This window comes from Pseudoalteromonas sp. A22, from assembly GCF_018141345.1.
Classification (GTDB): Bacteria; Pseudomonadota; Gammaproteobacteria; order Enterobacterales; family Alteromonadaceae; genus Pseudoalteromonas; species Pseudoalteromonas maricaloris.
The window spans coordinates 1,484,377-1,497,795 of sequence record NZ_CP047238.1; the positions used below are offsets into that span (position 1 = coordinate 1,484,377).

Annotated in this window: 9 protein-coding genes; 3 read left to right on the forward strand and 6 right to left on the reverse strand. The window is 43.1% G+C overall.

Going from position 1 to position 13,419, the window contains the following annotated elements:
* Positions 1-17: 17 nt before the first annotated feature.
* On the reverse strand, positions 18-503 hold the full coding sequence (locus tag GSF04_RS11475; RefSeq protein ID WP_211859577.1) for a DUF2269 family protein: 486 nt from the start codon (positions 501-503) through the stop codon (positions 18-20).
* On the reverse strand, positions 485-1,144 hold the full coding sequence (locus GSF04_RS11480) for a hypothetical protein (RefSeq protein WP_211859578.1): 660 nt from the start codon (positions 1,142-1,144) through the stop codon (positions 485-487). Before GSF04_RS11480 ends, GSF04_RS11475 begins: the two co-directional genes overlap by 19 nt.
* Positions 1,145-1,533: 389 nt before the next feature.
* Here GSF04_RS11480 and GSF04_RS11485 point away from each other — a divergent pair, with 389 nt between their 5' ends.
* The gene (locus GSF04_RS11485; protein WP_211859579.1) at positions 1,534-1,893 is read left to right on the forward strand and encodes a DUF4870 domain-containing protein; all 360 of its coding nucleotides are present in this window, start codon (positions 1,534-1,536) and stop codon (positions 1,891-1,893) included.
* Positions 1,894-2,085: 192 nt separating this feature from the next.
* Here GSF04_RS11485 and GSF04_RS11490 read toward each other — a convergent pair whose 3' ends face one another.
* From GSF04_RS11490 to GSF04_RS11505, 4 genes are all read right to left on the reverse strand, one after another.
* Positions 2,086-3,591, reverse strand: a complete 1,506-nt coding sequence (locus GSF04_RS11490; RefSeq protein WP_010606429.1) for a SpoVR family protein — start codon at positions 3,589-3,591, stop codon at positions 2,086-2,088.
* 18 nt (positions 3,592-3,609) lie between these two features.
* Positions 3,610-4,893 carry a YeaH/YhbH family protein gene (locus tag GSF04_RS11495; RefSeq protein WP_211859580.1) on the reverse strand — a complete coding sequence of 428 codons (1,284 nt, stop codon included), beginning with the start codon at positions 4,891-4,893 and terminating at the stop codon, positions 3,610-3,612.
* 25 nt (positions 4,894-4,918) lie between these two features.
* Positions 4,919-6,841, reverse strand: a complete 1,923-nt coding sequence (locus GSF04_RS11500; protein ID WP_211859581.1) for a PrkA family serine protein kinase — start codon at positions 6,839-6,841, stop codon at positions 4,919-4,921.
* Positions 6,842-7,026: 185 nt separating this feature from the next.
* Positions 7,027-7,608 carry a Fe-Mn family superoxide dismutase gene (locus tag GSF04_RS11505; protein WP_010375405.1) on the reverse strand — a complete coding sequence of 194 codons (582 nt, stop codon included), beginning with the start codon at positions 7,606-7,608 and terminating at the stop codon, positions 7,027-7,029.
* A 386-nt stretch (positions 7,609-7,994) separates the two neighbouring features.
* Here GSF04_RS11505 and GSF04_RS11510 point away from each other — a divergent pair, with 386 nt between their 5' ends.
* A complete protein-coding gene (locus GSF04_RS11510; protein ID WP_010375406.1) occupies positions 7,995-8,339 on the forward strand; it encodes a Grx4 family monothiol glutaredoxin in 345 nt (114 codons plus the stop codon).
* A gap of 614 nt (positions 8,340-8,953) precedes the next feature.
* Complete coding sequence (gene gltB / locus GSF04_RS11515) at positions 8,954-13,411, forward strand: glutamate synthase large subunit (RefSeq protein WP_211859582.1); 4,458 nt, start codon at positions 8,954-8,956, stop codon at positions 13,409-13,411.
* The last annotated feature ends 8 nt before the right edge of the window (positions 13,412-13,419 follow it).

The window sequence follows — 13,419 nt, forward strand, 5'->3', positions numbered from 1 at the left end:
TCGGTTATTTCTGCGAATTAAAGTGGTAAAAGTGGCGTCTTACTTACCGCTAAATACATCACAATAACAACTGAAACCGGTATGGTTAAGAGTGCAAGTTTAGTAAAAGGGCCGTGATAGAGCGCTAACCAACGCCGTTGCTGAGCGCTTGCAATGCCCAAGTGGACACTTTTAGATGCCTTTGCTGCTAACCAATTTCCCAAGAAAATATCGACAATTTCTAATGGGATAATCACGAGACCGACCACCAGTAGCTTTTGCTGGAGCCATGGAGATGTAAACCATCCAGCTAAAAAAGCCATAGAAAAGCCTGTTAATAAGAGAACTATAAATGCCACATGTTCCAGTGTGACCATGAGAAAGAATACATGACCCACCTTCGCGGTCACCGGTCCTATATTTTCATTTTCTATTGCTTTTAACACAAACCAAGCACCAAGAGCTGGGCCGAGCCAAAAAATCAAGGCGCCTATGTGCACTAATTTTAAGATTGCGTATTCCATCTAGGCCTCAAAACTTGATGTGCAAAGATAATCATCCAAAGTGTACTAAGAGTCATGCTTGATGCAGTAAATATCTCAGCAGCTTTAAGTTGACCAGCAGCGATAGATACAGACAGCAATAAACCTAAAATCCAAGCGGTGATCCCCCACACTGACACCCATGTTTTAAATATACCTTGCTTCATGGCTAGACAGGTTAACGTAAGCCCTCCTAAATTATAAAGGCCATTACCTAAGTAACCGGTTAGATGGGTTGCAATATGCTCAAACAGTAAAAATACAGATTCGCCCATGGCTAAATGAACTACTTTTGGTAAAACAAAGGCATAAATCACTTCAGCAATTAGATCTGGGGCCACACCCAATGCGACTAATAGCAGGCCAACATGCTTTCTAAAGTCTGCTTTGAGCTCATCTGCTAAAATAACACTAAATACTAACAGACCTAGTGCAGAGAACATCCAAGCTATCCAAGACCACTGCCACAATACTAAGTTTTTGGCAATAAACTCCATACGCATTATTACCGTGTTATCAAGAGGCAAGCCTAGACGCATCGGTCCATTCATTAAAAGACATGCAGCAGTAATTATTGCGGCAATCAGATAAACAACAACAAATTTGGTTTTGTATTGATCCATTGGTTTTACGTCTGGATTGGAGTCTCATGGTTCATCTTAAATCTATACCCAAAATTGGTAAAGACTTAGTCTGAATAGACATTATTTACTTGGTGAAAATTGAATAACCCTTGTCTTTAAACTACAGCGGTTAACCAGAGTTGTTATGTCTACGCTCATGCTCTCGATATCAAAAGACTTGTAAATCATGGCTTATCTAGCTTTAATGGAGGAGTGGGGAGTTGAGTTCTCAATTAGAGGTCTTTAGCCATTTATTTTAAGATGAGGCAGGTGAATAGTAGTTCCTTAAATGATTTTAAGTCATTTAGGAAGAATTCCATAGACTTCAGTCAATATAAAACACTTGCTTGAAATGCGTAATCACTTACAACAATAAAAGGGAATGAAAAATGAACGATAATGATGAATACTGGGGGATGCCGCTAAATACATACTGTATGTTATTACATTTGAGCCAACTGGCGAGCTTTGTTGTTCCGGGACTAGGGCTTGTATTACCGGTGGTTATGTGGGCAACCAATAAGGATAAAAGCGAAACAATCGACCAACACGGAAAAGCCACTATTAACTGGTTAATTAGCTTAATCATCTATTCCATAATTTGCGGTATTTTAGTTTTTGTCGCGGTTGGTATTTTAGGGTTCGTTGTGTTAGCTATTCTTAATATTATATTTGCCATCATTGCCGCGATGAAAGCCAATAATGGGGAAGTATGGATTTATCCACTTAGCTTCAATTTTTTTAAGTAACCGGCACTTTGAATAGCGGAGAATCTGCTGTTTGTATTGTTCTGGTTTGCTGTATTGAGTTTAACAATACACCTCACAGCAGCATGATAAATAGAGGCAGGAGCTAATTTAAGGCTTCTGAGCATGAGAAAGGAGCCTAGGCAAACATAGCAGCCCAAGCTGTTTGCCTACTCCTAATTTACACTTACAGGGCTACGATTCACTTTCCTCTTCAGGGCATTGAGCTATCTGCTCAATATTGCCATTTTCATCTACTTGTTCAAGTTTCACTTTAAATCCCCATAAGCGGTAGAGGTGCTTTATCACTTCTTGCTTTGAAGCGGCAAGTGGGATCCCGCCTTGCGGTACATACCTTAGCGTAAGTGAACGATCTCCCCGTACATCGACGTCATAAACTTGAATATTAGGCTCATGGTTACTCAAGTTGTACTGCGCTGAAAGGGCACTGCGAAGTTGTTGATAACCCATTTCGTCGTGAATAGGGCCAACTTCTAAGTGCGGAGATTTTTGTTTGTCGACAATCGTAAAAAGCTTAAAGTCGCGCATGAGTTTTGGAGATAAAAATTGGCTGATAAAGCTCTCGTCTTTAAAATTTTGCATCGCAAAATGCAGTGTATCTAGCCAGTTGCTCCCCGCAAATTCCGGGAACCACTGTTTGTCTTCTTCCGTTGGGTTTTCGCATATACGGCGAATATCGACCATCATATTAAAGCCGAGCGCATAGGGGTTTATCCCTGAATAAAATTTACTATTGTATGGCGGTTGATACACAACATTGGTATGGCTTTGTAAAAACTCCAACATAAAGGAATCACTTAGTTTTCCCTCGTCATATAAGTGGTTCAAAATAGTGTAATGCCAAAATGTAGCCCAGCCTTCATTCATGACTTGAGTTTGTCTTTGCGGGTAGAAGTACTGTGATACTTTACGCACAATACGAATAATCTCGCGTTGCCAAGACTCCAACAATGGGGCATTTTTCTCGATGAAATACAGTATATTTTCCTGAGGTTCCGATGGGAAACGAGCACGGTTGTCGGTTTCTTCATCTTCACCTTTAGGAATGGTTCGCCATAATTCATTAACTTGGGACTGCAAATAATCTTCCCGTTCTTTTTGCCGTTTTTGCTCTTCAAACATAGAGATCCGTTGCGGCCTTTTATATCGATCAACCCCGTAATTCATTAACGCATGACAAGAGTCAATCAGGTTTTCTACCTCATCAATACCGTACTTTTCTTCACATTTGGCGACATAATTTTTAGCAAATACCAAGTAATCAATGATAGATGATGCGTCTGTCCAGGTTTTAAATAGATAGTTACCCTTGAAGAAAGAATTATGACCATAGCACGCATGCGCCATTACCAGTGCCTGCATAGGCATGGTATTTTCTTCCATTAAGTACGCAATACAAGGATTAGAGTTAATCACAATCTCGTAGGCAAGACCCATTTGACCTCGTTTGTAGGTTTGCTCAGTCTGGATAAATTTTTTACCGTACGACCAATGTGCATAACCAATTGGCATGCCCACACTTGAGTAGGCATCCATCATCTGCTCAGCTGTGATCACCTCAATTTGATTTGGGTAAGTGTCAAGTCTGTAATGCTCGGCTACACGAGCAATTTCCTGATGATAAGTATCAAGTAAATCAAAGGTCCAATCTGGACCATCGTCAATTGGCTGATATGTCATCGCGCAACCTCCCAAAAATTATGCCGCACTTTGCTTATTTTTGTTCTTCTTGAACAATTCTCTAAAGATAGGATAAATATCTTCTACACCCCGAATGTGCTGCATAGCAAAGTTGTCAAATGAGTTGGCTACTCCTTGATACTCCCGCCACAGACTTTGGTGTGCACGGGTCGTTATCTCTATATACGCATAGTAGCGGACAATTTTAAGTAGTTTGTTAGAGAGTATCTGGGTGCATTGTGGAGAATCATCTGCCCAGTTATCACCGTCAGAGGCTTGTGCGGCGTAAATATTCCAATCGCCTTGGGCATAACGCTCTTGAATGATTTCATCCATTAATTTCAGCGCACTTGAGACAATTGTGCCACCAGTCTCTTGCGAGTAGAAAAACTCTTGCTCGTCTACTTCTTTTGCTTGGGTATGGTGGCGGATATAGACTACCTCAATATCTTTATAAGTGCGGGTTAAGAACTGATAGAGCAAAATATAAAAACGTTTTGCCATGTCTTTTGTAGCTTGATCCATTGAGCCAGACACATCCATCAAGCAAAACATAACCGCTTTGCTGGTGGGGTGTGGACGCTTTTCGTAATTACGAAAGCGTAAATCGTAATTATCGATGAAAGGCACCGCGGCTATTTGCTCTTTTAGCACTTGGATCCGCAGTTCTATATCATTGATTTTCTGTTGAGGAGGAACCGGTTCAGCAAGCATATTCGCCAGCTCTTCTTCCAACTCCCTTAACTCTCGGCGTTTACTTGAGGTCATCGCAATACGGCGTGCCATTGAGCCTTTTAAACTGCGTACAATATCTAAGTTGCTAGGCATACCATCATTACAAAAACCAGCTCGATGCGTTTTCATTTGCATTAATTTATCTAACTGGCTTTGTTGTAAGTTGGGTAACTCCAAGTCTTCAAACAATAGGTCTAAGTATTCGTCTTTTGAAATAGAGAATACAAAATCGTCTTGCCCTTCACCTTGGTTACTTGCCTCGCCATCACCTGATCCACCACCTTGCCCAGAAGGAGGGCGCTGGATCCGATCGCCCGTTGAAAATTGATCGTTACCTGGGTGAATGAGCTCTCTGTCTCCCCCTTTACCCTGATGGAAAGTGGGCTCGCTGATATCTCGTTGTGGGATAGAAATGCTTTCGCCACTGGAGATATCAGTCACACTACGTTTGTTGATGGCCTCTGAAACCGCTTTCTTTATCTGCTTCTTGTAGCGGCGGATAAAACGTTGGCGGTTCAGAGTGCTCTTATTTTTGCCGTTAAGACGGCGGTCAATAAAATGCGCCATATAACACCCTCTTCATACTAACAAGTTACTGTGACTTTCTAACTCTTAAATACCATTCTGAAAGTAGGCGAACTTGTTTTTGGGTATAGCCTTTATCAACCATACGATTGACAAAGTCCTCGTGCTTCTTCTGATCTTCGGCAGAGGTTTTTGCATTAAATGAAATTACAGGGAGTAAGTCTTCGGTATTAGAGAACATTTTCTTCTCGATAACCGTTCTTAGTTTTTCATAGCTGGTCCATACTGGATTGTCACCATTGTGATGGGCTCTTGCTCTTAAAACAAAGTTGACTATCTCGTTACGGAAATCTTTTGGATTGGAAATACCGGCTGGCTTTTCAATCTTTTCCAGCTCGCCGTTAAGTGCGGCTCTATCAAACAGTTGACCAGTATCTGGGTCACGATATTCCTGATCTTGGATCCAAAAGTCTGCATAGGTAACATAGCGGTCGAAAATATTTTGGCCGTACTCAGAGTACGACTCAAGGTAAGCTGTTTGTAGTTCTTTACCGATAAATTCGACATATTGTGGGATTAGATACCCTTTTAGATGGCTTAGGTAGCGCTCTTGTACTTCAGCGTTAAATTGTTCGCGCTCAATTTGCTGCTCAAGTACATAGAACAAATGAACAGGGTTTGCTGCGACTTCACTATGGTCAAAGTTAAACACACGAGAGAGGATCTTAAAGGCAAAGCGAGTTGAAAGGCCGTTCATGCCTTCGTCAACGCCTGCATAATCTCTGTATTCTTGATAGGATTTAGCTTTTGGATCTGTGTCTTTTAAGCTTTCACCATCGTAAACCCGCATTTTTGAATAGATACTGGAGTTCTCTGGCTCCTTAATTCGAGACAGGGCTGAAAACTTCGCTAAAGTTTCTAATGTGCCAGGCGCACAGGGAGCCTCTCTGAGCTCACTATTTTCAATAAGCTTCTCGTAAATTTTGACTTCTTCAGACACGCGCAAACAATAAGGCACTTTGACGATGTAAACACGGTCTAAAAATGCCTCGTTGTTTTTATTGTTCTTAAAGGTTTGCCATTCAGACTCGTTAGAGTGAGCGAGTATTAGGCCGCTAAATGGTAGGGCGGAAATACCCTCGGTACCATTGTAATTGCCTTCTTGGGTTGCAGTTAGCAGCGGGTGTAGCACCTTAATGGGTGCTTTAAACATCTCGACAAATTCCATCAAACCTTGGTTCGCAAGACATAGCGCGCCAGAATACGCATAAGCATCAGGGTCATTTTGAGCGAAATGCTCAAGTTTACGAATATCAACTTTACCCACCAGCGCTGAGATATCTTGGTTGTTCTCATCCCCTGGCTCTGTTTTCGCGATAGCAACTTGATCAAGAATGGAAGGGTAACGTTTTACGACCTTAAATTGTGTAATATCTCCATTGTACTCATGTAAGCGTTTAGTTGCCCATGGAGACATTATCGTTTTAATATAGCGCCCAGGAATGCCGTACTCTTTTTCAAGTAGGTCGGCATCTTCTTGTGGGCTAAACAAGCAAAGCGGGTGGTCATTAACGGGTGAGCCTTTTAAAGAATAAACCGGCACCTTTTGCATCAAATACTTGAGCTTTTCTGCGATAGACGATTTACCACCACCTACCGGGCCGAGTAAATAGAGTACTTGTTTGCACTCTTCGAGCCCCTGTGCGGCATGTTTGAGATACGATACGATTTGTTCAATGGCATCCTCCATACCGTAAAACTCATTGAAGGCAGGGTATCGAGCTATTACTCTATTCGAAAACAGCCTGCTAAGTCTGGCATCTTTCGACGTATCGATCATTTCTGGTTCGCCTATTGCCATCAGAAGTCGCTCAGGTGCGCTGGCATAGGCTGATTTGTCATTCTTACAAATTTCAAGAAATTCCGCGATGGTGTACTCTTCTTCTTGCGCGGCTTCATATCTGGCCTGATAATGTTCAAATATTGTCATAACGACCTCCAATAAGCTACTTGGTGTGGTTTGCGGATCACAGATTTGGAAAGGTTACTTAAAGCTTAGTCGTGATATGAAGAATACCCAAAAAAAACTAGATTTTTTATGTATTAATGTTGAGTTACAGGCATGAAAAAGGGCGCTTTTGCGCCCCATTGTTGCATCAATACTGATAGTTGATGTTAAGCTAGGTTGCTGTTAGCGAAATCCCAGTTAACAAGTGCCCAGAAACCTTTAAGGTAATCAGGACGAACATTACGGTAATCAATGTAGTAAGCGTGTTCCCACAGGTCAACTGTGATGATAGGGGTAACACCTTCTTCAGTCAGCGGAGTCGCTGCATTTGAAGTGTTAACGATATCTAGAGAGCCGTCAGCTAGTTGTACTAACCAAGTCCAGCTTGAGCCAAAGTTGTTAACTGCTTTGTCGTTGAAAGCTTCTTGGAATGCTGCGAATGAGCCCCATTTTGCATTAATTAGTTCAGCAACTTTACCTGTTGGTTCGCCACCTGCATTTGGCGCAAGGCTGTGCCAGTAGAAAGTGTGGTTCCAGATTTGAGCAGCATTGTTGAAAACACCACCTTCAGAGCTACATACGATCTCTTCTAGTGATTTACCTTCAAAGTCAGTACCTTCGATAAGACCGTTAAGCTTTACAACGTATGTGTTGTGGTGCTTACCGTGGTGGAATTCTAGCGTCTCTTGAGAAACGTGCGGCTCAAGAGCATTTAGTGCATAAGGTAGTGACGGTAGTTCAAATGCCATATTAATCTCCATTTTTTGGTTGATTTGCCAATAACGCATACGAAAGGTAGCTAACATCAGCCCACTTTTCTATACCATTGGCCTATATAGTGATACTATAATTCCTGACTATTTTACTCAAGTTTTGGCAAACAGCAATGCGTGCCAGTGACTTAATGACTTATAATACACATTCTTTGTGAACATATGCCGAATAGCAGTCAAAGTGTAGAACATCATGACAGGCGGTCATGCTTATTTTAGCCATGTATCCCGAGATTCTACCGCTGCTTAAAGCTTGGCATTATGAATGCAACAGGTGTTGTTAAAGTGAGTAGCAAGCTAAAACGCCGATGCTAAACTAAATATTGATTAGCATTGGACGAAACGTCATTTTGAGGTAACTAATGGAAACTATTGACAAGATTAAACAGCAGATCGAAGAAAATCCAATCATCCTATATATGAAAGGGTCGCCAAAACTCCCTAACTGTGGTTTCTCTTCGCAGGCATCTCAGGCTTTGATGGCGTGTGGTGAGCAGTTTGCTTATGTTGACATTTTATTAAATCCAGATATTCGTGCTGAACTACCGCATTATGCGAACTGGCCAACTTTCCCTCAGCTTTGGGTAGAAGGCGAGTTAATCGGTGGTTGTGACATCATCATTGAGATGTTCCAAAAGGGTGAGCTTCAACCTCTTATTGCTGAAACAGCAGCTAAATATAAGAAAGACGAAGCAGCAGCGGAATAAGCTAACCGCTTATGGCAGAGTCGATACTCTGCCATGCTTTATTTTTTAAAAAATCTTCTAATATCTTCCTACCTACTTTTCTTAGCAAGTCTTTTTGTCTGATGTTTGGTTGAAAACCTGCAAGTTCATTGAATTTAAGATATTTACACTTTCATTAACGCTATCCGCGTTTATCTAACTCAGAGCTACTCACTTATTTTTATCAACTCAAGTTGACGTTAGCGTCAAGCTGAAAACGCTCTCTGTTTTGCATACCTATATAAACAGTGTAATAGAACGTGCTTCAGTATTGAGTTCTATAAAATCCAAAAAGTGAATAATTATTCACTTTTACTTTGGTTTACGTTTACGTAAACGTTTGCTATTGGTTATGTCTCGTTGCATTTTTATTGATGTGATACCGGTGTCATTTTACAAATTTATATTCACTATTTTCAAAGTGGCAAATTTATTACGATTTTGGCTAACTTGTCTTACCAATGAGAAATATTCAAGTTTGTGAATATGTATTCATATTTGTGTTGACTCTACTTTCAATCAAGGCTAATTTTGAATATCTGCCAGCATTTCGTCGTACCGTCATGGGCTGGCCGTTGTAGCAAGGGGAGGAGTCTATGTTATACGACTCAAAATTAGAAAAAGATAACTGTGGATTTGGCTTGATTGCGCATGTAAGCGGTCAGCCAAGTCACAAACTGATCCGTACAGCAATCACAGGTTTGGACCGCATGCAGCACCGAGGTGGTATTTCTGCAGATGGCAAAACCGGTGATGGTTGCGGACTGTTATTACAAAAACCGGATAGTTTTTTCCGTGCCGTCGCAGCTGAAAACGATTGGCATGTAGGCAAAAACTATGCGGTAGGTATGCTATTTTTAAATCAGGACCATGAGCTTGCAGCTGCGGCTGAGAAAGTGATCAGTGAAGAATTAGAAAAAGAAACACTGACGCTCATTGGTTGGCGTGAAGTACCCACCGATCCATCTATGCTTGGCCCTATCGCTAAAGCACAATTACCGCAGTTTAAACAGGTTTTTGTCGGTGCTCCTGAAGGGTGGCGTCCTAAAGATTTAGAGCGTCGTCTATATATAGCAAGACGACGCATTGAAAAGCGTTTAGAGCAAGATGAGCAGTTTTATATTTGTAGTTTGTCCGGTTTAGTGACTATCTACAAAGGCTTAATGATGCCAGCGGATCTACCGAATTTTTATACGGATCTTGCTGATATGCGGATGACCAGTGCGATTTGTGTATTCCATCAACGCTTTTCAACCAATACACAGCCTCGATGGCCGTTGGCGCAGCCATTCCGTTATTTAGCTCACAATGGTGAAATCAATACTATTGAAGGTAACCGTCAGTGGGCGAGGGCACGTGCTTACAAGTTTGCGTCACCTTTATTACCAGACTTGCAAAATGCGGCTCCGTTTGTCAATGAAACGGGTTCTGACTCGTCTAGTTTAGATAACATGCTAGAGCTATTTTTAGCTGGTGGCATGGACTTATTCCGCGCTATGCGTATGTTAGTGCCACCTGCATGGCAGAAAAACCGAGCCATGGATGAAGACTTACGTGCATTCTATGACTTTAACTCCATGCATATGGAACCGTGGGATGGCCCTGCTGGCATCGTGATGTCTGATGGGCGCTTTGCTGCCTGTAATTTGGACCGTAACGGTCTTCGTCCTGCCCGTTATGTGATCACACAAGACGGCTTTATTACGCTTGCCTCGGAAGTGGGCATTTGGGATTACGCGCCAGATGAAGTTATTGAAAAAGGTCGCGTGGGTCCAGGTGAATTACTGGTGGTTGATACTTTACATGGCAAGATTTGGCAGTCCGATGAAATCGATCAAGATTTGAAATCCAGACATCCATACAAAACTTGGCTTGAGCAAAACGTTAAGCGTTTAACGCCATTTGAAGCACTAGATGAAAAAGCGGCTGGCAAGCGCGATCTTGACGATGAAACCTTGTTGACCTATCAGAAGCAGTTTGGTTATACCAACGAAGAGCTCGACCAAGTTATTCGCGTGATGGGTGAAAATGGCCAAGAAGCAACTGGTTCAATGGGTGACGATACGCCATTTGCAGTGCTATCTGAAGGACACCGTTCGATATTTGACTACTTCCGCCAGAAGTTTGCTCAGGTCACGAACCCGCCAATCGATCCGTTACGAGAAAATCATGTAATGTCACTGGCGACTTGTATTGGTCGCGAGCAAAACGTTTTCAACGAAACCACAGGTCATGCTAAACGGTTGCAGTTTGCCTCGCCGGTACTGACTTATTCTGATATGCAGCAGCTATTAACCGCCGATGACGACCATTACTGTGCGTGTAAAATTTCATTGATTTACGAGATTGAAGAGTCTTTGCAAGATGCAATCAAGCGTATTTGTGATGAGGCTGTTGCAAAAGCAGGCTCCGGGTGCGTGATGTTAGTGCTCAGTGACCGAGAAATTGCTGCAGGTAAACAAGTTATCCCAGCGGCGATGGCCGTGGGGGCAGTACAAAGGCGACTAGTGGATGGCAACCTGCGCTGCGATACCAATATTTTGGTTGAAACAGGTAGCGTGAGAGATCCGCACCAGTTTGCTGTTCTGTTAGGTTTTGGCGCAACAGCGATTTATCCTTATTTAGCCTACGAAACCCTTGTGGCAATGTGTGATAAGAAGATCATTAAAAAGTCTTACCGCGAGGTGACTCTGTCTTATCGCGGCGCGATTAACAAAGGTTTATACAAGATCATGTCGAAGATGGGGATCAGCACCATTGCTTCCTATCGTTGTTCGATGTTGTTTGAAGCCGTCGGTTTATCCGATGAGGTGGTTGAATTGTGCTTCAAAGGCGTTGCAAACCGTATTAAAGGTGCGTGTTTTGACGACTTTGCCTTGGAGCAACAACAACTCAATAAATTGGCATTTAGCAAGCGTAAACTACTATCACACGGTGGATTATTAAAGTATGTGCATGGTGGTGAATACCATGCGTATAACCCTGATGTCGTGCAAACTTTGCAGACCGCAGTTCGTTCGGGTAGCTATCAAGACTACGTTAAATATGCGGAGCTGGTAAATAACCGTCCAATTACGAATTTGCGAGATATGCTTAAGCTTAATACGGCGCAACAAGCAATCGACATCAACGACGTTGAGCCTGCGACTGAGCTATACAAACGTTTTGACTCAGCCGCAATGAGTATCGGGGCTTTATCACCGGAGGCGCATGAGGCGTTAGCGATTGCGATGAATCGCCTCGGCGGTTGCTCTAACTCTGGTGAGGGTGGTGAGGATAAGCTACGTTTCGGTACAGAAAAGAATTCGCGTATTAAGCAAGTTGCTTCTGGCCGATTCGGTGTGACACCACATTATTTGCGTTCAGCTGACGTTATTCAAATCAAAGTTGCGCAAGGGGCAAAGCCGGGCGAGGGTGGTCAGCTTCCAGGTGAAAAAGTCACCCCTTATATCGCGAAGCTACGCTATTCGGTTCCTGGTGTTACTTTGATTTCGCCGCCGCCTCATCACGATATTTATTCGATTGAAGACTTAGCTCAGCTTATTTTTGACCTCAAACAGGTCAACCCTGAAGCGATGATCTCGGTCAAACTGGTTTCAGAACCCGGTGTCGGCACGATTGCGACTGGTGTTGCTAAAGCGTATGCCGATCTCATTACCATTGCCGGTTATGACGGTGGTACTGGGGCGAGTCCGCTGACATCGGTAAAGTATGCAGGTAGCCCATGGGAGCTTGGCCTTGCTGAAACGCAACAGGCGTTAGTTGAAAATGGTCTACGCCACCGCATTAGGTTGCAAACAGATGGCGGCTTAAAGACCGGATTAGATATTATTAAAGCAGCAATTTTGGGTGCTGAGAGCTTTGGTTTTGGTACCGGCCCTATGGTGGCGCTTGGCTGTAAATACCTGCGGATCTGTCACCTTAATAACTGTGCAACAGGTGTTGCTACACAAGATGATACGTTGCGTCAAAAGCATTATCACGGATTGCCAGAAATGGCGATGAACTACTTTAAGTTTATTGCACAAGAGGCTCGTGAACTGATGGCGGCTTTGGGAGTCACAAAACTCACCGATTTGATTGGTAGAACGGATTTACTTGAAGCCATTGAAGGTAATACTGCGAAGCAGAAAAAGCTCGACTTAAGTCCGCTTCTAGCGAAGCCGAACAATCCGTCAAATGAAGCGCTGTATTGCACCCATACTAATCCGTCACATTACAGTGGTGCGTTGAACGAAAGCTTACTTGCGAAAGCGAAGACGGCAATCGACGAAATGACCGGTATCTCGCTGGTGAGCCGTATATCCAATACGGATCGCTCTATCGGTGCAATGTTGTCTGGTTATATCGCGAGCAAGCATGGTAACCAAGGTATGGCAGCGGATCCAATCGCACTTGAGTTACATGGTACAGCAGGGCAATCTTTTGGGGTGTGGAACGCAGGTGGCCTTGAAATGACATTAGTCGGTGATGCTAACGATTATGTTGGTAAAGGGATGGCTGGTGGAAAGCTAGTCGTGCGTCCTCCTGTCGGCTCAAGCTTTGCTTCTCATCAGGCGGCTATCATTGGTAACACCTGTTTATATGGCGCGACCGGCGGCAAGTTGTTTGCGGCAGGTCGAGCTGGGGAGCGCTTTGCTGTGCGTAACTCGGGTGTACAAGCGGTTGTTGAAGGGCTTGGTGATAATGGTTGCGAATACATGACGGGAGGCGTGGTGTGTGTGCTTGGTCAAGTTGGCGTTAACTTTGGCGCAGGCATGACCGGTGGTTTTGCCTATGTACTTGATGAAGAGAGTGATTTTGATAAGCGGATCAACCCTGAGTTGGTCGAGCTGGTAGACCTCAAAGCGCTTGCATCGCACCAAGAACATTTACGCGGTTTAATTGCAGAGCATCTAGATTTAACGAGCTCAACTCGAGCTGAGCAGATCTTAGCTAACTTTGAGTTGTATTTGCCAATGTTTAAATTGGTAAAGCCAAAGTCGAGCGATTTAAACAGTTTACTTGGCCACCGAGCGCGTAGTAGCGCTGAGTTAAGAATTCAGGCGCAGTAGGAGAGAGC